At 66.3% G+C, this 24,432-nt stretch carries 24 protein-coding genes and 3 pseudogenes; 10 read left to right on the top strand and 17 right to left on the bottom strand.

The genetic code is table 11. The features are described 5' to 3' along the window. Positions 1 to 50 precede the first annotated feature (50 nt). Complete coding sequence (locus ATI37_RS01885; RefSeq protein WP_117236863.1) at positions 51 to 479, top strand: hypothetical protein; 429 nt, start codon at positions 51 to 53, stop codon at positions 477 to 479. Between the two features lie 357 nt (positions 480 to 836). Here ATI37_RS01885 and ATI37_RS01880 read toward each other — a convergent pair whose 3' ends face one another. From ATI37_RS01880 to ATI37_RS01830, 13 genes and pseudogenes are all read right to left on the bottom strand, one after another. Then, on the bottom strand, positions 837 to 1,520 hold the full coding sequence (locus tag ATI37_RS01880) for an ABC transporter ATP-binding protein (protein ID WP_117236862.1): 684 nt from the start codon (positions 1,518 to 1,520) through the stop codon (positions 837 to 839). Between the two features lie 10 nt (positions 1,521 to 1,530). Further along, a complete protein-coding gene (locus ATI37_RS11920) occupies positions 1,531 to 1,962 on the bottom strand; it encodes an FtsX-like permease family protein (protein WP_232822416.1) in 432 nt (143 codons plus the stop codon). 51 nt (positions 1,963 to 2,013) lie between these two features. Further along, a complete protein-coding gene (locus tag ATI37_RS11915) occupies positions 2,014 to 2,718 on the bottom strand; it encodes an ABC transporter permease (protein ID WP_232822507.1) in 705 nt (234 codons plus the stop codon). 120 nt (positions 2,719 to 2,838) lie between these two features. Then, the gene (locus ATI37_RS11910) at positions 2,839 to 3,069 is read right to left on the bottom strand and encodes a hypothetical protein (RefSeq protein ID WP_232822415.1); all 231 of its coding nucleotides are present in this window, start codon (positions 3,067 to 3,069) and stop codon (positions 2,839 to 2,841) included. 26 nt (positions 3,070 to 3,095) lie between these two features. Beyond that, entirely contained in the window at positions 3,096 to 3,419 is a 324-nt protein-coding gene (locus ATI37_RS11905) for a LolA-like protein (RefSeq protein ID WP_232822414.1), read from the bottom strand. A gap of 2 nt (positions 3,420 to 3,421) precedes the next feature. Next, on the bottom strand, positions 3,422 to 4,606 hold the full coding sequence (locus ATI37_RS01865) for an ABC transporter permease (RefSeq protein WP_117236861.1): 1,185 nt from the start codon (positions 4,604 to 4,606) through the stop codon (positions 3,422 to 3,424). Beyond that, a complete protein-coding gene (locus ATI37_RS01860; protein WP_117236860.1) occupies positions 4,603 to 5,046 on the bottom strand; it encodes a GbsR/MarR family transcriptional regulator in 444 nt (147 codons plus the stop codon). Before ATI37_RS01860 ends, ATI37_RS01865 begins: the two co-directional genes overlap by 4 nt. 506 nt (positions 5,047 to 5,552) lie before the next feature. Next, positions 5,553 to 7,118, bottom strand: coding sequence for a phosphoglycerate dehydrogenase (gene serA, locus ATI37_RS01850; RefSeq protein WP_117236858.1), 1,566 nt, complete (start codon positions 7,116 to 7,118; stop codon positions 5,553 to 5,555). Between the two features lie 59 nt (positions 7,119 to 7,177). After that, positions 7,178 to 7,471 (bottom strand): IS4 family transposase, encoded by a 294-nt coding sequence (locus tag ATI37_RS12405; RefSeq protein WP_332871148.1) that lies wholly within the window; start codon positions 7,469 to 7,471, stop codon positions 7,178 to 7,180. Continuing rightward, positions 7,428 to 8,039, bottom strand: a complete 612-nt coding sequence (locus tag ATI37_RS12400) for a hypothetical protein (RefSeq protein ID WP_269801864.1) — start codon at positions 8,037 to 8,039, stop codon at positions 7,428 to 7,430. Before ATI37_RS12400 ends, ATI37_RS12405 begins: the two co-directional genes overlap by 44 nt. Positions 8,040 to 8,056: 17 nt before the next feature. Continuing rightward, positions 8,057 to 9,361 (bottom strand): annotated as a pseudogene (locus ATI37_RS01840) (IS256 family transposase). A 370-nt stretch (positions 9,362 to 9,731) separates the two neighbouring features. Next, a complete protein-coding gene (gene adhP, locus ATI37_RS01835; RefSeq protein WP_117236857.1) occupies positions 9,732 to 10,754 on the bottom strand; it encodes an alcohol dehydrogenase AdhP in 1,023 nt (340 codons plus the stop codon). Between the two features lie 259 nt (positions 10,755 to 11,013). Continuing rightward, positions 11,014 to 11,950: pseudogene (locus ATI37_RS01830) on the bottom strand (transposase). Here ATI37_RS01830 and cas6 point away from each other — a divergent pair. Then, positions 11,933 to 12,397 (top strand): CRISPR system precrRNA processing endoribonuclease RAMP protein Cas6, encoded by a 465-nt coding sequence (gene cas6 / locus ATI37_RS12395; protein WP_117236856.1) that lies wholly within the window; start codon positions 11,933 to 11,935, stop codon positions 12,395 to 12,397. The pseudogene ATI37_RS01830 and the gene cas6 overlap by 18 nt on opposite strands. Before the next feature lie 146 nt (positions 12,398 to 12,543). On the opposite strand, the gene dtd is transcribed toward cas6, so the two are convergent. The 3 genes from dtd to ATI37_RS01810 are packed head-to-tail and all read right to left on the bottom strand — an operon-like array spanning position 12,544 to position 14,017. Further along, complete coding sequence (gene dtd, locus ATI37_RS01820) at positions 12,544 to 12,999, bottom strand: D-aminoacyl-tRNA deacylase (protein WP_117236855.1); 456 nt, start codon at positions 12,997 to 12,999, stop codon at positions 12,544 to 12,546. Between the two features lie 3 nt (positions 13,000 to 13,002). Continuing rightward, a complete protein-coding gene (locus tag ATI37_RS01815; RefSeq protein ID WP_198665484.1) occupies positions 13,003 to 13,167 on the bottom strand; it encodes a hypothetical protein in 165 nt (54 codons plus the stop codon). Between the two features lie 7 nt (positions 13,168 to 13,174). Next, entirely contained in the window at positions 13,175 to 14,017 is an 843-nt protein-coding gene (locus ATI37_RS01810; RefSeq protein WP_117236854.1) for a DegV family protein, read from the bottom strand. 179 nt (positions 14,018 to 14,196) lie between these two features. On the opposite strand from ATI37_RS01810, the gene ATI37_RS01805 reads away from it, so the two are divergent. The 3 genes and pseudogenes from ATI37_RS01805 (at position 14,197) to ATI37_RS01790 (ending at position 17,819) form a co-directional block, all read left to right on the top strand. Next, positions 14,197 to 14,847, top strand: coding sequence for a hypothetical protein (locus ATI37_RS01805; protein ID WP_117236853.1), 651 nt, complete (start codon positions 14,197 to 14,199; stop codon positions 14,845 to 14,847). A 396-nt stretch (positions 14,848 to 15,243) separates the two neighbouring features. Further along, a pseudogene (locus tag ATI37_RS01800) lies at positions 15,244 to 16,548 on the top strand (IS256 family transposase). A gap of 221 nt (positions 16,549 to 16,769) precedes the next feature. Beyond that, positions 16,770 to 17,819, top strand: coding sequence for a fatty acid desaturase (locus ATI37_RS01790; RefSeq protein WP_117236852.1), 1,050 nt, complete (start codon positions 16,770 to 16,772; stop codon positions 17,817 to 17,819). On the opposite strand, the gene purH is transcribed toward ATI37_RS01790, so the two are convergent. Then, positions 17,791 to 19,281: a bifunctional phosphoribosylaminoimidazolecarboxamide formyltransferase/IMP cyclohydrolase gene (gene purH, locus ATI37_RS01785; protein WP_117236851.1), complete on the bottom strand. Its 1,491-nt coding sequence runs from the start codon at positions 19,279 to 19,281 to the stop codon at positions 17,791 to 17,793. The two genes, ATI37_RS01790 and purH, sit on opposite strands and share 29 nt — an antisense overlap. A 31-nt stretch (positions 19,282 to 19,312) precedes the next feature. Between purH and ATI37_RS01780 the strand changes: the two genes are divergently transcribed. From ATI37_RS01780 to ATI37_RS01755, 5 genes are all read left to right on the top strand, one after another. Then, positions 19,313 to 19,699 carry a GatB/YqeY domain-containing protein gene (locus ATI37_RS01780; protein WP_117236850.1) on the top strand — a complete coding sequence of 129 codons (387 nt, stop codon included), beginning with the start codon at positions 19,313 to 19,315 and terminating at the stop codon, positions 19,697 to 19,699. After that, positions 19,696 to 20,244 carry an NUDIX hydrolase gene (locus tag ATI37_RS01775; RefSeq protein ID WP_117236849.1) on the top strand — a complete coding sequence of 183 codons (549 nt, stop codon included), beginning with the start codon at positions 19,696 to 19,698 and terminating at the stop codon, positions 20,242 to 20,244. The genes ATI37_RS01780 and ATI37_RS01775 overlap by 4 nt, the downstream gene beginning before the upstream one ends. Positions 20,245 to 20,311: 67 nt before the next feature. Continuing rightward, a complete protein-coding gene (locus ATI37_RS01770) occupies positions 20,312 to 21,610 on the top strand; it encodes an acetyl ornithine aminotransferase family protein (RefSeq protein WP_117236848.1) in 1,299 nt (432 codons plus the stop codon). A gap of 507 nt (positions 21,611 to 22,117) precedes the next feature. After that, positions 22,118 to 22,891 carry a tRNA (adenine-N1)-methyltransferase gene (locus ATI37_RS01760; protein ID WP_117236846.1) on the top strand — a complete coding sequence of 258 codons (774 nt, stop codon included), beginning with the start codon at positions 22,118 to 22,120 and terminating at the stop codon, positions 22,889 to 22,891. After that, positions 22,876 to 24,426, top strand: coding sequence for an Rqc2 family fibronectin-binding protein (locus ATI37_RS01755; protein WP_117236845.1), 1,551 nt, complete (start codon positions 22,876 to 22,878; stop codon positions 24,424 to 24,426). The genes ATI37_RS01760 and ATI37_RS01755 overlap by 16 nt, the downstream gene beginning before the upstream one ends. The last annotated feature ends 6 nt before the right edge of the window (positions 24,427 to 24,432 follow it).

The raw sequence follows: 24,432 nt of genomic DNA, 5'->3' as shown, positions 1-24,432 counted from the left end.
GCCGGGAATATAACACGAGGGCTAAAGGAACGCAAGGGTATCATGGGGACATGGCCCAATGGAAGGTCGCCTTAACGCTCCTGGCCTTTTTGGGAGGTGGACTGGCCCAGACCCTGGTGGAGGTGACGGCGGTGGCGGCGGTGGCCTCGAGCCTGGACCCAGCCGTCCGCCTGCCCCAGGGCAGCTACAGGGCCAGAAGCCCGGAGCCCATCCTGGCCCGCTTCCCCGAGGCGCGGGGGTACAACCTCGAGGTCTACGCTGCCCGGGGCCTCGCCAGCCAGCTGCACGCTGCCTTCATCCAACAGGTCCTTACCGCCTTCGCTGCGGCAGGGTATTTCCTGGAGAGGCAGGAGGAGCGCACGGTGGATGGGGAGGTGCGCACCAAGTATGTTCTCAATGATGGCCTGGGAAGGCCCGCCCTGCTTTTGGTGGTGCGGAGGGGGGATGAGTTAGTCTACGCCTTCGGAAAGCTTAGGTGATTATTTTCACGATTTTAAGCGCTCGTGCTAAAAGTCTCCGCTAGAACCAACCCCCAAACCACCCCCCGGGTTGATAAGCCCCTAGGCCAACCGGCCCCTCACCAAACCCCAAAAGGCAGGCCGAAGCCGTCCCGGTGGGGACTATCCCTTCCACCAAGGCCTCCCCGTACCAGGTGAGGCTCCCCCCTCCCCCCCACCACCCCCACCTCTCCCAGACCGGGAGAAGGGCGGCCCAGGGCAAGGGGGTAAAGCCGCCCCAAAGCCCTAGGTGGAGGACAGCCCCCCCAAGGCCGTAGACCCCAATCTGGTACCCCTAGGCCACCGCCAGGGGGAGGAGGACCACCAAAGCCCAGGCCCTCAGCGCCACTCCTCCCCCACGATGCGCCCGTCCTCCAAGCGCACCACCCGGCCCACGTGCTCCAGGAGGCGGGGGTCGTGGGTGGAGAAGAGGAAGGTTACCCCCCGCTCCCGGTTCAAGGCCTTCATGTGTTCGATCAGGGCCAAGCCGGTCTTGGAGTCCAGGTTGGCGGTGGGCTCGTCCGCCAAGACGATGAGGGGCTCCGCCGCCAAGGCCCGGGCCACAGCCACCCGCTGCTCCTCCCCTCCGGAAAGCTGGCGGGGAAAGCGGTGGGCCTTTTCCTTTAGGCCCAAGACCTCCAAGAATTCAAGCGCCCGTCGCTCCTGCTCCCCCTTGGGCACCCCCCTAGCCTCCAGGACGAAGGCGGCGTTCTCCAGGGCGGTGAGGACGGGGAAGAGGTTGTAGGCCTGGAAGACCAGGCCCATTCTCTTCAGGCGGAAGCGGGCCCTCTGGGCGCAGGAAAGCCGGGAAAGGGCCACCCCCCCAACCCAGACCTCCCCCTCTGTGGGCAGGTCCAGCCCCGCCAGGAGGTGCAAGAGGGTGCTCTTGCCGCTCCCTGAGGGGCCCACCAGGGCGGTGAACTCCCCCGCCTCTACCTTCAGGTCCACCCCCCGGAGGGCCTCGGTCTCCACCCCGTCCCCCCGGTACACCTTGCGCACGCCTTTGGCTTCCAGAATAGGCATACCCCCTCCTTCAGGGCACGTAGCGCATGGCCTCCACCGCCTCCAGCCTCGAGGCCACCCAGGCGGGCCAGAGGGCCGCCAAGAGGGCTACCCCGAAGGCGTACCCCAGGGTGAGGAGGACCTCCTTCGCCCCAAGCCGCCCATAGAGGACCTCCGGAAGGCCAAACTCCCGATACTGCTCCAAAACCCAGCCCGGCGAGGGCAGGCGGAAGCCGTCCGCCATCTCCAGGTGGACGAGAAGGCCCAAGCCCAGGCCCACCAGGGTTGCCGCCCCCACCAGGAAGAGGCTCTCCCAGAGCACCAGGCCCACCACCCGCCCCCCGGTGAGGCCCAGGGCGTGGAGAAGGCCAAACTCCCGCACCCGCTCCACCAAAGAGAGGTAGAGGGCGTTGAGCAGGATCAGGCCCCCGAGGAGGAAGAAGAAGCCCACGTAGACCGCCATCACCAGGTCGTAAAGGGGGAGGACGGCGGCGTAGGCGGGGTTGGCCTCCAGCTAGGTTTCCACCGCCAGACCGGGGAGGCGGGAGGCGAGCTCTTCCTTCAGAGCTTCCAAGGGGTCGGTCTCGTAAAGCCCCACCCCAGGGAGCCGCACCTCCAGCCGGGTCACCCGCCCGGGGAGGAGGAGGGCCTGGGCATCCTCCAGAGGCACCAGAAGGGTGCGGACTTCCAGGGAGGTTTCCGGGAGATCCAACAACCCCACCACCCGGAAGGCGTAGACCCCGAGGCCCATCCCCCCAGGGGCGTAGGCCACCACCTCCTCCCCCAGGCCCACCCTCAGGGCCCGGGCCAAGGCCTCCCCGAGAAGGGCCTCCCCCGAGACCGCAGGAAGCCTTCCAGCCACCAAGAACCTCTGATGTCGGGCGAAGCCCTGGGCCTCGAGGCCCGTGAGGAGGACCGGGCGGCTCCGCTCCCCGGCGATAAGAAGAGCCGCCCCCTCCAAAACCCCCTCCGCCCAGGCCCCAGAAGGAAGCTCCAGGGCCGGGGGGAGGAAGGCCAGATCCTCCAGGCTTTCCTTCTCTCCATAACCCTGGACCCGCACCACCAGGTGGCCCGTGCGCTCCAGGAGGAGCCGGAAGAAAGCGTCCATGGCCCCTCCATAGAGGGAGAGGAACACCAAAGAGAGGAAGACCACCAGGGCCACCACGCCCCCCGTGGTCAGGTTCCGCCCGGGGGCGCGGAAGAGGTTCCGCCAGGCCATCCGGAGCACCCTAACACCCCCTTTCCAAGTAGAGAGGCTGGAAGCACCGCTCGGGCACCGGCCCCACCCGGACCTCCAGGACCTGGACGAGGGTGCGGTGGCCGGGGCGGAGGAGGTCCTTTAGCTCCTTCTCCCGGGGGAGGAAGGCCCCCCCTGGCCCTGGTACCCCTTAAGGAGAAGTTCCCTCACCGCCTGCCCCCTCTGGTCGTAGTAGACCACCCGCTCCAAGAAGCCTTCCTTCAGGTGAACCTCCACCTTCCCATAGGGGGTGGGGGCTCCGGGCCTGGGGGTGAGGAGGAGGAAGCCTGGGGCCTCCGCCACCTCAAAGAGGGTTTCCAAGTCCCGACCCATGAGGTCTTGGTAGGTGAGGTCGGAGCCTAGGAAGCGCTCCCCCTTCCCGAGGGGGGCAGACGAAGGGTGCGGCCCAGCCGAGGGTCGTAGAGGTAGAGGTCCTGCCCCAAGGAGAGGTAGGTGAGCCCTGCCTCAGCTTTGGGCTCCAGGACCCGAAGGTGGGCCCGCTCCCCGTCGGTGTAGACCTTGAGGCGGTAGACCTTTTCCGAGCCCGGCCGCTCTACCCGGATGAGGTACACCCCCTCGTGGGCCGGGCCCCGGAGGCGGTCCAAGGCAGCCTTCAGCTTCTCCAGGGGGGTTTGGGCCAGGACCAGGGCCAGGAGAAAAGGGAGCCAAAGGGCTTTTTTCATGGTCACGCCTCCTTTAGGTAGCGGGAAGCCTCCGTCCTGAGAAGGAGCCGCCCGGGGAAAAGGAGGGCCAGCAGGGCAGAGAAGAGAACCACCAAAAAGGCGAAGAGGGCGTAGCTGGGCCGCACGGCGGTGTAGAGGTGCTCCGCTAGGCCCGCCTCGGGGAGGAGCTCCCCGGAAAGGCGCATGAGGGGGCCGAAGACGTCGTGGGTGGCGGTGTAAAGGAGGAGGGCGTAGCCCAAGAGGAGGCCCAGGAGGAAGCCGAGGCCGCTGGCTATGGCGGCCTCGAGGGCCACCTGGAGCGCAAGCTTTCCCGGGGTGAGGCCCAAGCTCTCGGCCACGGCAAACTCCCTAAGCCCCTCCCGCACGCTCACGTAGGCGGTGCTCACCACGGCCAGGGCGGCGAGGAGGAGGAAGAGGCCCAAAAGGGGGAAGAAGAAGAGGCGGTTCGCCTCGTAGTCGGCCCGGATGGGACCCATGAGGTCCCAGACCCCCCGGGCCTCGAGGCCTTCGAGAAGCGTCCGGTTCAGCTCCTGGGCCACCCCCTCCTCCTGTCCCCGCCTGACCTTCAGGGCCAGGTGGGTAGCCCAAACCCCCGAAAGGGCCCTGGCGTCGGCCAGGTGGACGTAAGCCCCGGCGAAGTCCACGTTGGAAACCCCTGCCTTCACGAAGCCCACCACGGTGAGGCCCAAGGCCCCCTTCCCCGTCTCCACCAAAAGCCTCTCCCCTACCCGCACGTCCAGCCGCTCCGCCAGGCGGTGGCCCAGGACCATCTCCCCGGGGGCCCTAAGCCACCTCCCCTCCGCCACCTTGGTAGGCACCCGAGAAAGGGCCCTTTCCCCTTCCGGGTCCACCCCGAGGAGGATGCCTCCAAGGGCCCGGTAGGGGGAACGGAGGAGGGTGGGGAGGCTGAGCCTGGGGGTCTGGGCCAGGACCCTGGGGTGGTCCACCCGCAGGGGGGTGGCGAGGCCGTTCTCCGGGTCGGGATCCTCAAAAAAGGTCCTGGGGGCCACCACCACCGGGGCCTCCACGTAGGCGGCGTAGCTTTCCACCAGGCTTTCCCCATAGCCGTCCAGAAAGCCCAGCAGGAAGAGGACAGCCACGGTCACATAGACCAACACCAGGGAAAGGAGAAGCGTGCGCCGCCTCTGGCGCAACACGTTCCGCCAAGCGAGGCGCAAGAGGGTCATACTTCCTCCTCGTAGCGCCGCAAAAGCTCGGGAAGGGCCTTCTCAAAAAAGGCATAGAGGCGGTGCATCTCCCGAAGCCGCTCCCCCTTTTCCGGAGGGAGAAGGGCAAGCCCCTTTTCCGCCGCCTCCCGGTAGAGGCCCATCCCCCTGGCCTTCTCCATGAGGAGCCTTTTCCAAGCCCCGTGCCGCACCAAATACCGGTCGGAGCGCTCCCCGGACCTGCGGACCCGTTCCACCAGGCCCAGGCGGAGGAGGAGGTGCAGGGCCGGGCTCAGAGCCCCCTTGCTCACCCCCAGGGCCTCCCCCATCTCCCGGAGGGTCTGCTCCGGCGGATCGGCCACCAGGAGCCAGGCCAGCACCCGGCCCGCCATCCGGGGAAGGCCCACCCCCTCAAAGAGGAGGGCGGTCTCCTCCACCCAAGCTTGGAGGGCGGGGTCCATAGGAACCATAGTAGTTTGTTTTGAAGGTTTTGTCAATACAAAACAGGCTTGCCTAGTAAATTGCCTTGTACCCCGGAGGGGGTGGGAGAAGGGAGAGAAGAACCATGAGGCCGTAGGCGATGAGCTCCAAAAGCGCCCGCGCCATGGCCGTCCGAGGCTTCCCCATCAGGTCCTCTCAGAAAAGCCTCTCGGGAACCTTCTGCCGGGGCCCCCATGCTGGCCCAAGCCAGCATGGGGTGGCATGAGGCGGAAGAAGGCACGGTAAAGGAGAAGGGCCAGGCTTGCCTTTGGGGGTGGGTGGAGCCACCTCTTGGGCCAGGGCTAGGCTGTGGGCGAGCACCTCCTTGGGGCTTGCCTCTCTGCGAGCCAAGCCTTGCTTACCCATCAGGCGGTTCATTTGGGGTAGGGGCCCCAAAGCGGGAGATATACACCCGTCGTCCTGATCTTTGCAAGGCAAGCCCAAAGTTTGTTGACATAGAGGAGGCGAGGCCGCCAGGCACGGCTCCCTAAAGCTCCGCCAGGTCCACCCGCTCCAGGACGGGAAGGGCCCTCAGGGCCTCCAGCACCTCGGGGCTTGGCTTCTCGTCCACGGTGAGGACGAAAAGGGCCCGCCCCCCAGGCACGTCCCGCCCCAGCTGCATCCCGGCGATGTTGACCCCGGCCTCGCCCAAGAGGGTCCCCACCCGGCCCACCACCCCCGGGCGGTCGTAGTTGACGCAGACCAGCATGTACCCCTCGGGCACCACCTCAAGGGTGTAGTCGTCAATACCCACCAGCCGGGGCTTGCTCCCCATGACCACCCCCCGGGCCCGGCGGGTTTCCTGGTCCGTGGTGAGGCGCACCTCCAAAAGCCGCGTGTACTCCCCCGCCTCCTCCTCCCTGAGGGTGATGAGCCTTATGCCCCGGTCCTTCAGGAGGGGCCGGGCGGAGACCAGGTTCACCGCCTCAGGGCCCAGGACCCGGGAGAGGAGGCCCTTGGCCACGGCGCTAGCCACCGGCTCGGGGTCCTTCTCGTACTGGCCCAAAAAGTGCACCTCCAGGATCTCCGGCCGTCCCCGGGTAATCTGCGCCAGAAGCTTCCCCAAGGCCTCCCCCAAGGGGAGGAAGCCCCTTAAGGCCTCCAGGGCCTCAGGGTCAAAGCCGGTGTTCAGGGCGTAGGAGAGGTCCCCCTCCAGGGTGCGCACCACCCGCTCCAGGATGGCCTCCCCCACCCGCTCCTGGGCCTCGAGGGTGTTGGCCCCCAGGTGGGCGGTGAGGACCACCTTGGGGTGGTGGAGGAGAGGGTGGTCCTTGGGCGGGGGCTCCTGGGCGAAGACGTCCAGGCCGGCGGCGAAGAGGTGCCCCTCCTCCAGGACTTCCAGGAGGGCCTTCTCCTCCACGATCCCCCCCCGGGCCGCATTGACCACCACCGCCCCCCGGGGGAGGAGGTAGAGCTCCCGCCTGCCGATCATCCCCCGGGTCTCCTCGGTGAGGGGGGTGTGGACGGTGAGGAAGTGGCTCTGGCGGAGGAGGTCCTCCAGGTGCTCCAGAAGCTCTACCCCGAGGCTCTCCGCCCGGGTCCTGGGGATGTAGGGGTCGTAGGCCAGGACCTGCATCTCAAACCCCTTGGCGAAGCGGGCCACCTGGCTCCCGATTCGGCCCAGGCCTATGATGCCCAGGGTCTTGCCCTTAAGCTCCAGGCCCAAAAACTTCCGGTCCCACTCCCCAGCACGGATCTTTCGATCGGAAAGGGCGATGCCCCGGGCGGCCGAAAGGAGGAGGCCGAAGGCCAGCTCCGCCGCCGAGCGGGTGTTGGCCTCGGGCACGTTGACCACCAGGATGCCCAGGCGGCTTGCGGCCTCGAGGTCCACGTTGTCCACCCCCACGCCGCCCCGGCCCACCACCTTGAGGCGCTTGCCCCACTTTAAAAGCTCCGCGTCCACCTGGGTGCGGCTCCGGGTGATGAGGGCATCGTAGCTAGGGATGATCTCCAGAAGCTCCTCGCGGCCAATCCCCGGGCGGTAGTCCAGGAGGACCCCGGGGTACCTCGCCCCTCCCAACCGCATCTCATCGGAAACCAGCACCCGCCACATATGACCTTGACCCTAGCACGGGAAAACCCCTTAGGCAAGGTGGTCGGTAATACAGGACTTTACCCAAAACTTCCCTCCTCCTCTTCCAAGGCCTCCTTGGTGACCTCGTAGTTGAGCAGGCGGACCAAGCCCCGCAAGAGCAGGTAGGGACCATCCCGCTCACTGGCTATCCCCAGCTTTCCCCCAAGCCGCAAAAGGAGGCCCTCCAAGACACCCCCAGACCGCCGCACCTCCCAAAGAAACACCGCCAGCCCCAGCAAAACAGCCACCACCTTGCGAATCCGGCTAAGCCCCCGCACCTGAAAGCTCTCAAGCCCCAACCCCGCCCTCAGAAGGCGGAAAAACTCCTCCACCCCCCACCGCCTCCGGTACATCTCCACCACCCGCAGCGCCTCCCTCTCCCCCCTCACCTCCAAGCTGGTCAAAAGCCACCACTCCCCCCGCCTCCCCAAAGCCGGTATCCAGCTCACCACCAGATGAAGCCTCCGCCCCTCCACCTCCCTCCATCCCAGCCCAAGCTCCACACCCCAGCACCTGCCCAAACACCTTCCGGTCGTCAAAACCCCGGTCCGCCACGTACACCAGCCGCCGCCCCTCCCCCCCAAGAACCCCCCGCGCCCCCGCAATGGCCCGCTCCACCTCCCGGGGCAGGCTGGCAAACCCCCGCTCCCCGTAGGCCACCAGGTGGGCGTACCCCAGGGCCAGCCGCCCCTGGACATCCATCCCCAGCGCGGTCAGGAGCTCATACCCGGTCTCCCGCTTCCTCCCCACCCGGGCTATCCCCTCCAGGGCCAGGACGCTCTCCCGGCACACCCTCTCCAGGAGGGCCTCGGCCCCCACCCGGGGGTTGGCCAGGAAGCGGTAGAGGGCTTCGGCCTGGTGGAAGGGGCGCTGGAGGTGGGAGGGCAGGGTAGCCACCATCTCCCTTACCGGTCGTGTCAAGAGTTTTGTGTAAGGGTCTGTGTACGGGGGGCATACCGCTCCTGAAGCATCTTCTCCAGCGTCTCCCTCGCCTCAAGGTAGCTCCGCTGACCCGAGAACCCCTTGAGCCGCAAGATGTTCGCTTCGCGAAGCAGCCGCTCCGCCCACCTCCCCTCTTGCCTTTCCGACTCCAAGTAAAGAAGCTTGTACACCGCCGCCTCGTTGGGAAACTTGTGGGCAAGATAGGCCTTCGGCCTGACCCCGCACCTTCGTTCCCCGCCGCACCTCCCGGATAAACCGCTCCATCAGATTGGTGCTCCGCAAGTACGGCCAAAGGACCTTGGGGTACCCATAGAAGCGCAAGAACGCCCCCGAGTCCTGCACCCACAGCCCCACCACCCCCGGGTACCGCGAACCCCAGGCTTCCCTCAGCCCCTCAAGAGCCCAGAGCGCCTCCTCCCGGCCCTCCGCCCCGTACACCCGCCTCAGGTCCTCGGCCAACAGGGCCCGGTCCCGCGCCCGCACCTGGGACAGGCTCCATCGCAACCCGTGCACCACGCACCGCTGCCACTCCGCCTGTGGGTAGACCCTCTGGATGGCCTCGGGAAGCCCGGGTAGCCCGTCGGTGACGAAGAGCAGGACTCGCCGCGAGCCCCGCTGCCAGAGCTCCCCCAAGACCCCCTCCCACCCTAAGGCGCTCTCCGCCGGCAACAGCCAGAATCCCAGGACCCGCCTCTCCCCACCAGGGGCGATCCCCAAAGCCACGTAGACGGTTTCCCGTACGATCCCCTCTCCGTCCCTAAGGACCTTGAGGGAAAGCCCGTCCAGGTAGACGAAGGCCATCTCCTCGGGCAAAAGCCGCCTGCGGAAAGCTTCCACCGCTCCCAAGACCTCGTCCGTCAAGGCGCTCAAGGTCTCGTGGGAGTAGCGGTGGCCCAAGAGCAGGCGCATCCCCTCGGCCGCTTTACGCTGGCTGACCCCGGCGGCATAAAGGGCCACGGCCACTGGAACGTAGCCTTCGGCTGACCTCCCACGTCCACGGGGCGGCGGGCGTAGGGTTTGAGGAAGGCGGGGTGGTACCGGCCTTCCCGATCCCTGGGGACCCGCAGGTCCACCTGGCCGAAGGCGGTCTCCAGCCTCCTGGGGTAGTAGCCGTTCCTGCGCCCCCCGTGGGCCTGGAGGAACGCCGTCCGGTCCAACTCCAGGACTGTTTGTAGGACTTCGGCTACCGTTTCCCGCACCGCTTCCCTCAGCAGGCTCCGCAAGGTATCCCGGTCCATGGGGCACCTCCTCCTTCCAAGGTGTGCCCCCCTATTGAACACGGACCCTTACACAGAATTCCTTACACGACCTGCCTACCTGGGGTCTATCACCCCTTTATGTGACCAAAAAGCCTCGATCCCCTGCGAAGCTTGCGCTCTGCGCCGATGGTCATTTTGTCGTAATCGTCCTCGCACCTGCCGAATTCGTAGGCTCGATCACGAGGCCGAACTTGTGGCGCGCGTTTGAGTACCTGGAGGGAAGTAGCGATCTACCCCATTCGTCGACAGGGCTTCCCTTGCGTTTCTAATAGACACCGCACGGCTTCGGCACGCCCAGACCGAAGCCTAAGCAGGCGCTTGCTAAGGCGTTGAAAAGCCCTGAGTTTCGGGATTCTCGGGCTAAAGGCCAGGTTACGTGAACAGCGTAGGGCTAAAGCGTCAGCACCACCCTGCCTGCTATCTTGCCTGCCTTCATCTCCGAAAACACTTGATTGATGTTTTCTAGGGGCTCTAGGCGGACCTTGGCCTTGACCTTTCCAGCGCCGGCGTAATCTAGTGCCTCCCTGAGATCGGCACGGGTGCCGACGATGGAGCCCCGCACAGTAATCTCGTTCAGGACCATATCAAAAACCGGCAGGGGGAACTCTCCTGGCGGCAGGCCGATCAAAGAGATGGTTCCACCGCGTCGCACTATTTTACAAGCCTGTTCGAAGGCTTTGAGGGAAACTGCGGTAACCAAGGCCCCATGCGCACCGCCAATCTGCTTCTGCAAGACCTGGTCGGGGTCTTCCAGCGCAGCGTTAATTGTCAGGTCGGCACCGAGATCCCGGGCGAGTTGTAGCTTGTCGTCGGCGATGTCCACCGCCGCCACATACATTCCCATCGCTTTGGCGTACTGAACAGCCACATGGCCAAGGCCACCAATCCCCGAGATGGCTATCCATTGGCCCGGACGAACATTGGTGGCTTTGATCCCCTTGTAGACAGTTACACCCGCGCAAAGTATGGGTGCGATATCAGTGAAAGGAACATTGTCTGGCAAGCGACCCACGTAGTTCGGGTCAGCTAGGACGTACTCTGCATACCCGCCGTCCACGGAGTAACCGGTGTTGCGCTGCTCTGGACAGATGGTTTCACGACCAGTCAGGCAGTATTCACAATAGCCGCAGGCCTTATGGAGCCAAGGAACCCCAACCCGGTCCCCTTCCTTAACATTTCTGACCCCCTTCCCTACCGCCGCAACATAGCCTGCAGCCTCGTGGCCGGGGATCAGGGGCAGCTTGGGCTTCACTGGCCAGTCCCCCTCCGCCGCATGCAGGTCGGTGTGGCACACGCCGGAGGCCTCCACCTTGACGAGAATCTGGCCCTCCCCGGGCTCTGGGACCGGTAGCTCCTCTATGGACAAGGGCTGCCCAAAGGCGTGAACGACCGCAGCCTTCATCGTATTCGCCATGGTTACCCCCCTTTTACTTAATATTGTACCGAAGTTCTTGGTTCATGTCAACTGCACTTGCCCCGCAGAGATCAGGATGACAGGTATGCATTCCCGCTCCACTCCAATGGATAAGCGAGGCCCCCCTAGCGCCACGGCCATAGCCCTACACTTCTAGAGGCTCTCCTTGAGAGGCCTACCTATGAACTAGAGGCTAACGACTGCTGCAACCTGGAAGCCCTGCAGACCCTGGTCGGAGACCTGGGGGTGTTTCAATCCCTCAAAACTTGCACCTCCCGCATAGCCCGCATAACCCTTCACCCCTTCCCCCCGGCGGCCCCAGACCCAGGGCGTGGAGCTCCTGGAAGAGGACCCGAACCAGGAGGTCGGGCAAAAGGACCCGCGCCGCCCGCGCCCGCACCTCTCGCCAGCTTCCCTTCCCCCCCACCCCCACCCAGTGGGCCAGAAGGGAGAGCACCAAAAAGCGGCGCGCCCCCAAAGCCGTCCGCTGCCCGAACGGCCCAGGGAGAACCCGCCCTTCGCGACGCGGAAGAAGTGCTCTACGGTGAACCGCCTCTTCCCCCAGGTGAGCATGGTCCGGGGCGTGGTAGGAAAGGTGGTACCCGGCCACCCAGACCGGGAAGGAAAGTCCCCGCAGATGGACCCTCACCCTCTGGCGCCTCAGGTCCGAAAGCCTCCCCCCTCCCGCAGCCGCCGGTCCCGCCGCATCCCCACCCCCGCTCCAAGGTAGCCCCTTCGGGGCTGACCCAAACCCAACCGCTTCACCCCAAAGGGGAACGAGGCCGTACCCAAGGCCGCGTCCGCGGCCACCCGTACCCGGTAGGCCCGGCGCATCCGGGGGGGCAGGGAGGCCAGTGAGGGAGAGGCCCTTCTCCCCCTTACCCCGCCATAGGCGGTAGGCCCAGGGGAAGCGGAGGTCCCCGTGGACGAGGGGAAGGACCACGGGGTGGAGCCCCCCCTTGCCGTGAAAGGGGGAGAGGGGCAGGGCCCCGAAGCGGCCTCGCTTCTCCAGGGTGACCAGGTCCAGGACCACCAGGAGGCGGGGCTTGGGCCCTTTTTTCCCGGTCCAGTACCACTTGCCGTCGTCCTGGAGAAACAGGAAGAGCAGGGCTTTGAGGGATTCCCGGAGGTGTTGGCCAAAGGGCCAGGATGGCCGGGAGGGGGGACAGGGCCGTGGGGTGCATGGTACCCCTCATCGGACGGGAAACCCGCGGCCCCTTTCAAGTAGTCCACCGAGCATCACTGTCCCCAAGGCGCATAAGTGCAAGTTTTGCGTCTTTGCCACCTCCAAGCTGGGCGGGCGGACCCGGGACGCTTCCCTTCCCGAACCCAGGCTTATCCTCCGCTCCCTTTTGGAAAAAGAGCAACAGGGCCCTTATCCCTACAACCCCAAGGAGCGGGCCGCCCTAGAAAACATCTTTGAGCTGGACGCGGAGATCGCCTTCTTCCGCGGCCTCCGCTTCCACCGGGTCCAGGCGGGGAAGGGGTTCTTCCCCGGTTTCACCGGGACCGTGGGGATCCGGGTCTTCAGCCCAAGCCAAGAGGTGGGGGAGGCCCTGGGCCGCCTCGAGGCCCTGGCCTTCTTCAGCGGCGTGGGGGCCAAGACCCCCTACGGCCTAGGCCTAGCGGTACCCGTGCCCTGAGGGCCGGTGCGCAGGGTTTGCGGCGCGCCCTTCCCCACCTTTCCTGGCCTGCGCCGCCCTTTGGGCCGGTGGGTAGAGGCCCAGGTCCCCCTCTCCGAGTACGGATGCGGAGGGGTGGGGGCGTGTGGCGGGTTTGGCGCGTGGGCCTAGCGGGGCCTGAGGCTTTCCGAGTCCAGGACGAGGGTCACGGGGCCCTCGTTCACCAGGTGCACCCGCATGTGGGCCCCGTAGACCCCGGTCTCCACGTGCACCCCCTGGGCCAGGAAGGCCTCGATGGCCGCCTCGTAGAGGCGCTTGCCCATCTCGGGCGGGGCGGCCTGGAGGAAGGAGGGGCGGTTCCCCTTACGGGTGTCGGCATACAGGGTGAACTGGCTCACCAGGAGCACCTCCCCGCCCACCTCCTTTAGGGAGAGGTTCATCTTGCCCTCCTCATCGGGGAAGACGCGTAACTGGGCGATCTTCCGGGCCAGGTAGTGGGCGTCCTCCCGGGTGTCCTTTTGCCCCACGCCTAGGAGGACGAGAAGCCCCAGGCCGATCCGGCCCACCACCTCCCCCTCCACCTCCACGAAGGCCTCGGAGACCCGCTGGACTACCGCCCGCACCCCTCACCTCCTGGGCCCGGAGAGGGGGGCGATGGTGCCGGGGCCGGTATGCACGCCCATCGCTGCTCCCACCTGCGGGGTGGAGAGGATCTGCACCCCCTCGGCCTTGAGAAGCTCCCCCAGGGCCCTGCCTCCCTCGGGGAAGTCCTTGCCCAAGAGATCCACCAAGGTAGCTTTAGAGGCCGTAGGCATAGAACCCGTAGGTGCCGGGGCCGGTGTGGCTAGCGATCACCGCCCCCAGTTCGCTCACCAGGGCCTCCTCCACGGGAGTCCCCGAGGCCAGGACCATCTCCTTCAGTTCCCGCACGGCTTCTTCTTCCCCGCTATAGAGGAAGAAGGCCCGAATACGCCCCCTCCCGGAAGCCCAGGCGCGGAAGTCCCTCACGATCTCCTCCCGGGCCTTCCTTTCCCCTCGAGCCCGGCCCGCGGTCTCCACCCGCCCTTCCTTCAGGGTGAGGACGGGCTTGATGTTGAGGAGGGTGCCCAGGAGGGCCTGGGCTCCACCGATGCGCCCGCCCCGCCTCAGGAACTCCAGGGTGGCCACGGTGAAGCGCACGAAGTGGTCGGCCCGGATGCGGGAGAGCTCCTCCAAGACCGCCTCGAGGCCCACCCCCTCTGAGAGAAGCTCCTGGGCCCTGAGGACCATCATGCCAACGCCCAAGGAGGCGGCCTGGGAGTCAAAGACCGCGACCTTTCCGGGGAAGCCCTCCGCCGCCAGGAGGGCGGACTGGACCGTGCCCGAGAGCTTGGAGGAGATGTGGATGGAGAGGATGTGGTCCGCCTCCTTCAGGGCCTCCCCGTAGGCCTTGGCGAAGTCCTCGGGGGAGGGCTGGCTGGTGGTGGGGAAGGCTTCCCCTGAGCGCACCTTGGCAAAGATTTCCTTGGGGGTTATCTCCTCCCAGTCTCGGTAGACCCTGCCCCCCAGGTTCACGTAAAGGGGAACCACCCAGACCCCCAGGCGCTCCCTTAGGGGCCTGGGTAGGTCGGCGGTGGAGTCGGTTACCAAAGCGATTCTCATAACCCTCCTTTTGCTCTGGCCCAGGATACCACATCCCGCCCTAGGCAGACTCTGGCGGGCCGGGGGCCCGCCTCAGGAAGAGGTTCAGAAGGTGAACGAGGCCACGCTGTCCTATACCTTCCCAGGGTATAAATAAACCGGCAGCCCTTTAAAGGCTGCCAAGCTTGCAGGAGGTGAGCATGAAGCGGTTGGTAGTGGTCGGTATTCTGGGTCTTATGCTCTCGGCTTCGGAGGGGGGTGCCCAAGGCCTAAGCCTGGGCGAGCACTACGCGCTTCGCGCCTACACGGGGCAGGCTTTTGGCCAAGTCTTCGCCGGGGTCCTGAAGGCGCAGAGCCTCCACGTGCTCACCAACAACACCACCATCTGCGCCGGCCTCGTGGGGGCTATGGGCGCTGGGTACCTGGACGCCGAGGGGAAGCGGAGCCTGGCGGTCACCGTCTTCCCCTCCCCCGAGGAGGTGCCTCCCCTGAACCCCAAGGAGGAGGCTGTGGCCTTGATTTTCGGTGGCCAGGCCACCCCTGAGGTCAACTACGCCCTTACCAAGAACGCCCTGGCCTCTTTGGCCAAGGCCGGGTACGAGGGGGCTCTCTTCTTCCACCTCCGGGTCTGGGTGCCGGGCTTTGTGGGTAGGGCGGCCCAGGAGGACCCCGCCATCGCCCAGTACTTGGCGGGGAAAGAGAACCTCTACTCCGTTACCGTGGACGCTAACGCCGGCGTGGTCCGGGTCTTCCAGGTAAAGGTGGAGCCTGGCCGTCAGAGCACGGTCAAGGAGCTCTTCAGCACCCCCATGAACCCCACCTGGCTGAGCCTCTTCAAGCGGAGCCTCTAATCCCCCGTGCTGGCCTGGACCCGGATGGGCGAGGGGGAGGGAGCGCCCTCCCTCTTTTTTTCGCTCTGTCAGCTCAGAAGGGCCTCCCGGGAACCTTCTACCGGGGCCCCCATGCTGGCGCAAGCCAGCGTGGGGCGGTATTAGGTGCCCCTCGTAAGGGACAAATGCCAGGACTTTACCCACATCCTGCCTGCGTGGTAGATTTCGGAGCCGAAGTTGAGCCATGAAGGCGCTCAAGGTTGCAGAGAGCAGGCTCCACGAGTTCACGGCCCGGTTCGCCGACCTTTTCCCCCGATAAGCGGCTCTTCAGGCGTTTGGAGGAGATGAGCCGAGGCCTCTTGGCTGCGGGCTCCGCTCGGGTAAGGGGGTCGTGTAAGGAATTCTGTGTAAGGGTCCGTGTTCAATAGGGGGGCACACCTTGGAAGGAGGAGGTGCCCCATGGACCGGGATACCTTGCGGAGCCTGCTGAGGGAAGCGGTGCGGGAAACGGTAGCCGAAGTCCTACAAACAGTCCTGGAGTTGGACCGGACGGCGTTCCTGCAGGCCCACGGGGGGCGCAGGAACGGCTACTACCCCAGGAGGCTGGAGACCACCTTCGGCCAGGTGGACCTGCGGGTCCCTAGGGATCGGGAAGGCCGGTACCACCCCGCCTTCCTCAAACCCTACGCCCGCCGCCCCGTGGACGTGGGAGGTCAGCCGAAGGCTACGTTCCAGTGGCCGTGGCCCTTTATGCCGCCGGGGTCAGCCAGCGTAAAGCGGCCGAGGGGATGCGCCTGCTCTTGGGCCACCGCTACTCCCACGAGACCTTGAGCGCCTTGACGGACGAGGTCTTGGGAGCGGTGGAAGCTTTCCGCAGGCGGCTTTTGCCCGAGGAGATGGCCTTCGTCTACCTGGACGGGCTTTCCCTCAAGGTCCTTAGGGACGGAGAGGGGATCGTACGGGAAACCGTCTACGTGGCTTTGGGGATCGCCCCTGGTGGGGAGAGGCGGGTCCTGGGATTCTGGCTGTTGCCGGCGGAGAGCGCCTTAGGGTGGGAGGGGGTCTTGGGGGAGCTCTGGCAGCGGGGCTCGCGGCGAGTCCTGCTCTTCGTCACCGACGGGCTACCCGGGCTTCCCGAGGCCATCCAGAGGGTCTACCCACAGGCGGAGTGGCAGCGGTGCGTGGTGCACGGGTTGCGATGGAGCCTGTCCCAGGTGCGGGCGCGGGACCGGGCCCTGTTGGCCGAGGACCTGAGGCGGGTGTACGGGGCGGAGGGCCGGGAGGAGGCGCTCTGGGCTCTTGAGGGGCTGAGGGAAGCCTGGGGTTCGCGGTACCCGGGGGTGGTGGGGCTGTGGGTGCAGGACTCGGGGGCGTTCTTGCGCTTCTATGGGTACCCCAAGGTCCTTTGGCCGTACTTGCGGAGCACCAATCTGATGGAGCGGTTTATCCGGGAGGTGCGGCGGGGAACGAAGGTGCGGGGTCAGGCCGAAGGCCTATCTTGCCCACAAGTTTCCCAACGAGGCGGCGGTGTACAAGCTTCTTTACTTGGAGTCGGAAAGGCAAGAGGGGAGGTGGGCGGAGCGGCTGCTTCGCGAAGCGAACATCTTGCGGCTCAAGGGGTTCTCGGGTCAGCGGAGCTACCTTGAGGCGAGGGAGACGCTGGAGAAGATGCTTCAGGAGCGGTATGCCCCCCGTACACAGACCCTTACACAAAACTCTTGACACGACCGGCGGCTCGAGGCCCTGGTGGACCGGGAAGAGGATATCCTGGCGGTCTACTTTCTCCCTCCCGAGGCTTTGGGACGGACCTGGCGGATCGGCCACGAGGGCCTGAGGCGCCTCGAGCAACCCGACTTCGCTCAGCTCCCTTTTCGGAGGCCTGGACTTTCCCTTGAAGCCCTGCTAGAGTGGGGGGAACACCCTAGGGATGTGGAGCGAAAGAAATGGAAAAGATACAGCCTAAGGACTGGATGCCCCTCATCAAGCCCTACGCAAAGCCCAATGTCTGGCGAAGCCTCCGCCAGGTAGCGAACACGCTTTTGCCCCTCCTGGCCCTTTTCTACCTGGCCCACCTTTCCCTCTCCTACTCCCTCCTCCTCACCCTGGCCCTGAACTTCCTGGCCGCCCTCTTTCTGGTCAGGCTTTTCATCCTGCAGCACGACGCCGGGCACGGCTCCTTCTTCCCCAGGAAGTGGATGAACGACCTCCTGGGCTTCTTCACCGGGGTCCTCACCCTGGTGCCCTACCACCACTGGCAGCTCTCCCACGCCCGGCACCACGCCACCAGCGGCAACCTGGACAAGCGAGGGGTAGGGGACATCTACACCATGACCCTCGAGGAGTACCTGAGGGCCACTCCCTGGCAGCGCTTCACCTACCGGGTCTACCGCAACCCCTTCGTCATGTTCTTCCTGGGGCCCATCTACGTCTTCATGCTCTCCTACCGCCTGCCCCTAGGCTGCGGTTCCGATAAGCCCTCGGTGAGGAACTCCGTGGCCCTCACCAACCTCTTCCTGGTCCTCCTCCTCCTGGGCATCTACCTGGCCTTCGGCCTCAAGACCCTCCTCCTGGTCTACCTCCCCATCCAGTACTTTGCCGGGATAGTGGGCATCTTCCTCTTCTACGTCCAGCACCAGTTTGAGGACGCCTACTGGGAGCACGACCCCCGCTGGGAGTACCTGAAGGCGGCCATGGAGGGGAGCACCTACTTAAAGCTTCCCAAGGTTCTCCAGTGGCTCACGGGCAACATCGGCTTCCACCACATCCACCACCTGGCCCCCAAGATCCCCAACTACCACCTGCCCAAGGTTCAGGAGGAGGTGGACCTGGTGAAGGTGGCCCCCACCGTCACCCTGAAGGACGCCTTCAAGATCGCCTTCGCTGACCTGCACCTCCACGACGAGGAAAGCCGGAAGCTTGTGGGCTTCAAGGAGGCGGCGCGAAGGCTTCGCGAGAGGAAACGCCTCAGTGGCGGAAGTGCCGCACCCCGGTGAAGACCATGGCCATCCCTAGCTCATCGGCGGCCCTTATGGAGTCCTCATCCCGCACGCTCCCCCCAGGCTGGACGATAGCGGCGATGCCAAAGTCTGCCGCCAGGCGCACCACGTCCTCAAAGGGAAAGAAGGCGTCCGAGGCCAAGACCGCTCCTCTGGCCTTCTCCCCTGCGGCCCTTAGGGCCTGCTGGGCGGCGGCCAGGCGGTTCGTCTGCCCCACCCCGATCCCCAGGGTCTGGCCTCCCTTGGCCACCGCGATAGCGTTGGAGCGCACGTGCTTCACCACCTTCCAGGCGAACCAGAGGTCTTGCCACTCCGCCTCTGTGGGCGCTTTCTGGGTAACCACCCTGGGCTCCACGGGGTCCAGAGTGTCCGCATCCTGGAGGAGCACCCCGCCCCTAAGCCGCCTCACGTCCAGGTAGGGGCCCTGGGCGGGTTGGGGCACCCGGAGGAGCCTCAGGTTTTTCTTCTTGGCAAAGACGGTCAGGGCCTCCTCCGTGAAGCCCGGGGCCAGGACCACCTCCAAAAAGACCTCCCCCATGGCCGAGGCGGTGGGGCCGTCCACGGGACGGTTAAAGGCCACGATCCCCCCGAAGATGGAGACGGGGTCGGCCTCGTAGGCCTTCTGGTAGGCCTCCAAGGGGTCCCGGCCCAGGGCTACGCCGCAGGGGTTCTGGTGCTTGATGGCGGCGCAAGCGGGTTCGGCAAACTCCGATACCAGGTTCCAGACGGCCTCTGCGTCCAGGTAGTTGTTGAAGCTCATGGCCTTGCCCTGGAGGACCTGGGCCAGGAGGAGGGGCCCCTCCTCCCCCGCCACCCGGTAAAGCGCCGCTTCCTGGTGGGGGTTTTCCCCGTAGCGGAGGGGGGAAAGCCGCTTCAGGACAAAGAACTTCTCCTCGGGGAACTTTTCCCCGGAGAGCCACTCGGCGATGGCGGCATCATAAGCGGCGGTGTGGGCGAAGGCCTTGCGGGCAAGGGCCCTGCGGAATTCCGGCGTGGGCCCCTCCTTTAGGGCCTCCAGGACCCTCCCGTAGTCCTCGGGGTCGCAAACGGGAAGCACGGCCTCGAGGTTCTTGGCGGCGGCCCGGAGCATGGCGGGCCCGCCGATGTCTATCTGCTCCAAGGCCTCATAGAAGGAAGCCCCCCGGGCCACGGTCTCCCGGAAGGGGTAGAGGTTCACCGCCAGGACCCCGATCCGCTCAAACCCCAGGGCCTTCAGCTCCTCCTCCTGGTCCGGGCGGGCGAGGAGGGCAGCGTGGACCTTGGGGTGGAGGGTCTTGACCCGGCCCGAAAGGACCTCGGGGAAGCCGGTGAAGTCGGAGATGTGGGTAACGGGAAGCCCCGCCTCCTTCAGGGCCTTATAGGTCCCCCCGGTGGCGAGGAGCCTGTAGCCCAACCCCAAAAGTCCCTCGGCGAAGGGAAGGAGCCCCCGCTTGTCCCAAACGGAAAGGAGCACCCACATGGAGAGGATTCTACCCGCTAGACTGAAGGGCATGGGCATCTACGAGGCCATCAAGGAGACCATCAAGGAGGCCATGAAGGCCCGGGACGGGAAGACCCTGGACTTCGCCCGGGTGGTCAAGGCGGAGCTGGACCGCAAGGGGGATGGCAAACCCCTCCCCGACGAGGAGGCGGTCAAGGTCCTAAGGGCCCTCAAGGAGATCGCCCTGGAGCAGGGGAACGCCTTTGAGGTGGAGTTTCTGGACCGCTTCCTCCCCAAGGAGATGTCCGAGGAGGAGCTGGAGGCCTGGATCCGGGAGCACATTGACTTCTCCCAGTTCAAGACCCCCCTGGCCGCCATCGGGGCCGTGACCAAGGCCTTAGGTCCCAGGGCCCCGGGGGAGAAGGTGCGCCGGGTCATTGAGCGCATGACGCGATGAGCCCCTGGAAGCGGCTTTCCCTGGAGGAGATCCTTTCCGAGCCCGTGCGCTTGGTGCGGGAGCGCCTAAGGACCCACACGGGCAAGGAGATCACCTACATCTACCGCCCGGGGCCCGTGGCGGCCAGCTTCGTCCTGCCCGTGACCGGGGAGGCCACGGCCCTCCTCGTCCGACAGTACCGCCACCCCACGGGAAGGTTCCTCCTGGAGGTGCCCGCGGGGAAGGTAGACGCGGGGGAAAACCCCGAGGAGGCAGCGAGGAGGGAACTTTTGGAGGAGGTGGGGGCTGAGGCAGGAACCCTTCTAGCCCTTCCCCAATTTCACCCCCAGCCCTCCTTTACCGCCGTGGTCTTTCACCCGTTCTTGGCCCTGGAGTCCAGGATCGTGCGCCCCCCTGCCCTGGAGGAGGGAGAGCTTCTGGAGCCCGTGGAGCTTCCCCTGGAAGAACTCTATGCCCTCCTTGAGGCGGGGGAAATCCAAGACGCCTCCACAGCCCTCACCCTTTTCTACGCCAAGCCCCACCTGACCCGGCAAGGGCTCCTCTAAACCCAAGGGTAACGGCGCATAAACTTGAGCTGGGAAAGCCCATTGGGCCTTGGTAGACTGGCCCCGTATGAAGCCCAGCGTGAGGACACCCCTACCGGGGCCCAAGGCCAAGGAGCTCCTTGCCCGGGGGGAAAGGGTCCTCTCCCCATCTTACGTCCGCCCCTATCCCTTCGTCCCCGCCCGGGGGGAGGGGGTTTTCCTGGAGGACGTGGACGGAAACGTCTTTTTGGACTTCATGGCCGGCATCGCCGTGAACACCACCGGCTATGCCCACCCCAAGGTCCTGGAGGCGGTCAGGGCCCAGGCGGAGCGGTTCGCCCACGTCTGCTTCTCCGACTTCACCCACGAGCCCACCCTCTCCCTGGCGGAGCGCCTGGTGGAAAAGGTGGGCAGGGGCTACCGGGTCTTCTTCGGCAACTCGGGCGCCGAGGCCATAGAGGCCGCCATCAAGCTGGTGCGGTACCACACGGGCAGGCCCTACCTCCTGGCCTTCACCGGGGCCTTCCACGGAAGGAGCCTGGGGGCGCTTTCCCTCACCGCTAGCAAGAGCGCCTACCGCAAGGGCTTCGGCCCCCTCCTCCCCGGGGTGGTCCACGTACCCTTCCCCGACCCCTTCCGCCCCCCCCTGGGGGCCCGGCCCGAGGCGGTGGGAGAAGTGGTTTTGAACCACCTGGAGCACCTCTTCCGCACCGCCTTGCCCCCGGAGGAGGTGGCCGCTCTTTTCTTGGAGCCTATCCAGGGCGAGGGGGGGTATGTCCTGCCTCCAGAGGGCTTCCTTCCCAGGCTTAAGGCCCTCCTGGAGCGGCACGGCATCCTCCTGGTGGCCGACGAGGTCCAGACCGGGGCCGGGCGCACGGGGCGTTTCCTCGCCCTGGAACACGAGGGGTTGGAGGCGGACGTCTACGTCTTGGCCAAGGGGCTGGCCTCGGGATATCCCTTAAGCGCCCTCCTCTTCCGAGAGGAGCTAGGCAGCTGGCGGCCTGGGGCCCACGGCACCACCTTCGGCGGCCAGGCGGTGGCGGCGGCGGCGGCCCACGCCACCTTGGACCTCCTCGAGGGGGGCCTCATGGAAAACGCCAAGGAGGTGGGAGCCTTCCTCCTCGCCGAGCTCAAGGGGATGCAAAGGCGCTTCCCCTTCCTTGGGGAGGTGCGGGGCCGGGGCCTGATGATCGGCCTGGATTTCGGGAGCCCCGAGGAGGCCCGCCCCGACCTCCGGGACAAGGCCCAGAGGCTGGCCTTCGAGAAGGGGCTCCTCGTCCTCGCCGCCGGGCCTTCCGCCCTGCGCCTGGCCCCGCCCCTCATCCTGAGCCGCGAGGAGGCGGCCATGGGTTTGGAAGTCCTCGAGGCCGTCTTCCGAAGCCTTTAGATCAAACCGAAGGGAAGGTCTTCCCCGCCCCTCTTTGCCCAAGCCCTGAAGGAGAGCCCCGCTTGGGCTCCCCTGGCCGGTCTCCCGCCCCCCAGGGGCCGCCCACTCCGTGGCGAGGAGCTCCCCCAGGCTAGCCTTTCGGCACCACCTCCCTCCGGTCCTCGGGGCACGAACCCCTTCTTGCCCCCCACGACCATCTGGGCCTTCCTCAAAAGGGGCACGTGCTTTGGGTTGACGGGCACCCCATTGCCGGCCCCCATCTCCACCAACTTCCGGAGGAGAAGCAGCCCCCTTCTCCAGGCCCTTGGGGGTGTAGACCCCCTTCCTCGCCTTCTTGAGGAAGTCGGTGCAGATCATGTCCCAGTGGACGATCTGTCCGGAGGCCACTTTGCCTAGTCCACCCGTCCTCCTACTCTCCGGAGCCGCAGCCAACGAAGGGCGTGTGGCCCCTGGTGGACACCCTTGACCTCGGCCAGGTGCTGGACTACCTGGAGCCCGCCCGCTAAAGTGGGCGGGGTGGGGGGTGAGCTCTTGCTCCTCAAAGACAGCAAGGGCCGCGCCTTCCTGGTGAAGGCGCGGAAGGGTGGGGTTTTCCACCACCACCGAGGGATGGTCCCCCACGAGGCCCTCCTCGAGGCCGGCCCCGGGGGGAGGGTTAAGACCCACCTCGGAGAGGAGCTTTCCGTCCACCGCCCCACCCTGGAGGAGTACGTGCTCCAGATGAAAAGGAGCGCCACCCCCACCTACCCCAAGGACGCGGGCGCCATCCTCACCCTCCTGGATCTGAGCCCAGGGATGCGGGTCCTGGAGGCAGGGACGGGCTCCGGGGGGCTCACCCTCTTCCTGGCCCGGGCGGTGGGGCCTGAGGGGCTCGTGGACACCTACGAGAGGCGTCCCCAGCACCTAAAGCAGGCGGTGGAGAACATCCGCGCCTTCTGGAGGGTGGAGAACATCCGCTTCCACGAGGGGGGCCTCGAGGAGGCCCCCTTGGAAAAGGAAGCCTACGACGGCGTGGCCCTGGACCTGATGGAGCCCTGGAGGGTGCTCCCGCAGGCAGTGGAGGCCCTGAAGAGGGACCGCTTCCTCGTGGCCTACCTCCCCAACATCACCCAGGCCCTGGAGCTCATCGCCCAGGCCGAGGGCCTTCCCCTCGCCCTGGAAAGGGTCCTGGAGGTGGGCTGGCGGGAGTGGGAGGTGCGCCTGCCCGTGGCCCATCCTCGCTTCCAGCAGGTGGGGCACACGGCCTTTTTGGTGGCCTTCAGGAAATGGAAGGTCTCCTGATCCACGCCGTCCTTAAGGAGCTCGCGCCTGAGCTCCCCGTCCCTAACCTGGGCCTGGCCTTCCCCGATGAGGGCACAGCAGCCCTCCTCCTCAAGGGGCGGGGGGGGCGGATCTTCAACCTGGTCCTCCGCTACCGCCCCCCCTCCCCCAGCCTGGTCCTGGAGGAGGGGACCCTTCTTGGGGAGCCCAAAACCCCTTTTCAACGCCAGCTCCTTTCCCGGGTGAAGGGCCCTTTGCTGGAAGCCCAGCAGCTCAAGCTGGATCGGGTGGTCTTCCTGCGCTTCGCTGGGGAGAAGGGCTTCGTGGACACCCCCCCCTCGGTCTTGGCCTTTGAGGCCACGGGCCGGAACGCCAACCTCCTCCTCCTGGACGAGGGAGGCACCATCCTAGGGGTGGACCGGGTCATCACCAAGGAGGTGAACCGCTACCGGGAGCTCCGCCCCGGCCTCCCCTACACCCCCCCGCCCCCCTACGCCAAGCTGGACCCCAGGACCCTGAAGGAGGAAGAGCTCAGGGTCCTCCTGGGGAAGCCCCTAAAGGAGATCGTCCGCTTCGTGGACGGCGTGGGCCTCGAGCTCATGCGGGAGCTGGCCCGGCGGGCGGGCCTCACCCCGGAAACCCCCCTGGACGAGGAGGGAGTGGGGCGGGTCTATAGGGCCCTCAAGGGCCTGGTGGAGGATCCCTCCCTGCGCACGACTCTCTCCGAGGAGCTTAGGAAGAGGTGGGCCGAGGAGGAGAAGGAGGCCCTGAGGAGGCCCCTCCTCGAGGCCCTGGAAAGGGAGAAAAGGACCCTCCTGGCGAGGCTTGCCGACTACCAGAAGGCCCTGGAGCGCCTAGAGGAGGCGGCGAGGCTTAGGGCCATGGCGGACCTGCTATTGGCCCGCCTCAAGGAGGTGCCCAGGGGGGCGGACCGGGTGGTCCTCCCCGGGTTTGACGGCGCGCCTGTGGAGATCCCGCTAGACCCCGCCCTGAGCCCGCAGGAGAACGCGAAGAGGCTCTACGAGCGGACAAGGCGCTTGGAGGAACTTTCGGAAAGGGCTCTGGACCTCATCCCCAAGACCGAGGCCAGGGTGAAGGCCCTGGAGGAGGAGATGGCCCGGCTCCAGGGGGCTGACCTGGAGGAGCTCCTGGCCCTTGCCAAACGGCCCAAGGAGGCTCGGGAGACCCGGGTCGGCCTCCGCTACACCTCCCCCTCGGGCTTTGCCGTCCTGGTGGGCCGCAACGCCAAGGAGAACGATCTCCTCACCCGCCTGGCCCATTCCGAAGATCTGTGGTTCCACGCCCAGGGGGTGCCGGGAAGCCATGTGATCCTAAAGGCCGAGGGGAAAAACCCTCCCCTAGAGGACCTCCTCTTCGCCGCTAGGCTCGCTGCCTACCACTCCAAGGCCCGGGGCGAGGCCCAGGTGCCCGTGGACTACACCCGGAAGAAGCACGTCTGGCGGCCCAGAAAGGCGGCTTTGGGCCAGGTCCTCTACACCGGGGCCAAGACCCTCTTCGTGGAGGGCACGCTTCCCAAGCCCGAGGAGGCGGGGTAAACTCCC

It is taken from the genome of Thermus sediminis, from assembly GCF_003426945.1.
GTDB classification, from domain to species: domain Bacteria; phylum Deinococcota; class Deinococci; order Deinococcales; family Thermaceae; genus Thermus; species Thermus sediminis.
The sequence above is the reverse complement of the archived record's forward strand: the minus strand, read 5'-3'. Positions and strand labels throughout refer to the sequence as shown.

What these genes read in the sequence shown, in the direction of transcription:
- ATI37_RS01770 (WP_117236848.1), top strand. Translation starts at nt 20,312, where the DNA reads ATGAAGCCCAGCGTGAGGACACCCCTACCGGGGCCCAAGGCCAAGGAG.
- ATI37_RS01775 (WP_117236849.1), top strand. Translation starts at nt 19,696, where the DNA reads ATGAGCCCCTGGAAGCGGCTTTCCCTGGAGGAGATCCTTTCCGAGCCC.
- ATI37_RS01780 (WP_117236850.1), top strand. Translation starts at nt 19,313, where the DNA reads ATGGGCATCTACGAGGCCATCAAGGAGACCATCAAGGAGGCCATGAAG.
- ATI37_RS11915 (WP_232822507.1), bottom strand. Translation starts at nt 2,718, where the DNA reads ATGGCCTGGCGGAACCTCTTCCGCGCCCCCGGGCGGAACCTGACCACG.
- ATI37_RS11905 (WP_232822414.1), bottom strand. Translation starts at nt 3,419, where the DNA reads ATGAAAAAAGCCCTTTGGCTCCCTTTTCTCCTGGCCCTGGTCCTGGCC.
- ATI37_RS01865 (WP_117236861.1), bottom strand. Translation starts at nt 4,606, where the DNA reads ATGACCCTCTTGCGCCTCGCTTGGCGGAACGTGTTGCGCCAGAGGCGG.
- adhP (WP_117236857.1), bottom strand. Translation starts at nt 10,754, where the DNA reads ATGGCGAATACGATGAAGGCTGCGGTCGTTCACGCCTTTGGGCAGCCC.
- ATI37_RS11910 (WP_232822415.1), bottom strand. Translation starts at nt 3,069, where the DNA reads ATGGGTCGGGACTTGGAAACCCTCTTTGAGGTGGCGGAGGCCCCAGGC.
- serA (WP_117236858.1), bottom strand. Translation starts at nt 7,118, where the DNA reads ATGTGGCGGGTGCTGGTTTCCGATGAGATGCGGTTGGGAGGGGCGAGG.
- ATI37_RS12400 (WP_269801864.1), bottom strand. Translation starts at nt 8,039, where the DNA reads ATGGTGGCTACCCTGCCCTCCCACCTCCAGCGCCCCTTCCACCAGGCC.
- ATI37_RS01860 (WP_117236860.1), bottom strand. Translation starts at nt 5,046, where the DNA reads ATGGACCCCGCCCTCCAAGCTTGGGTGGAGGAGACCGCCCTCCTCTTT.
- ATI37_RS01880 (WP_117236862.1), bottom strand. Translation starts at nt 1,520, where the DNA reads ATGCCTATTCTGGAAGCCAAAGGCGTGCGCAAGGTGTACCGGGGGGAC.
- ATI37_RS01885 (WP_117236863.1), top strand. Translation starts at nt 51, where the DNA reads ATGGCCCAATGGAAGGTCGCCTTAACGCTCCTGGCCTTTTTGGGAGGT.
- ATI37_RS01810 (WP_117236854.1), bottom strand. Translation starts at nt 14,017, where the DNA reads ATGAGAATCGCTTTGGTAACCGACTCCACCGCCGACCTACCCAGGCCC.
- ATI37_RS01805 (WP_117236853.1), top strand. Translation starts at nt 14,197, where the DNA reads ATGAAGCGGTTGGTAGTGGTCGGTATTCTGGGTCTTATGCTCTCGGCT.
- ATI37_RS01790 (WP_117236852.1), top strand. Translation starts at nt 16,770, where the DNA reads ATGGAAAAGATACAGCCTAAGGACTGGATGCCCCTCATCAAGCCCTAC.
- purH (WP_117236851.1), bottom strand. Translation starts at nt 19,281, where the DNA reads ATGTGGGTGCTCCTTTCCGTTTGGGACAAGCGGGGGCTCCTTCCCTTC.
- ATI37_RS11920 (WP_232822416.1), bottom strand. Translation starts at nt 1,962, where the DNA reads ATGGCGGTCTACGTGGGCTTCTTCTTCCTCCTCGGGGGCCTGATCCTG.
- ATI37_RS01755 (WP_117236845.1), top strand. Translation starts at nt 22,876, where the DNA reads ATGGAAGGTCTCCTGATCCACGCCGTCCTTAAGGAGCTCGCGCCTGAG.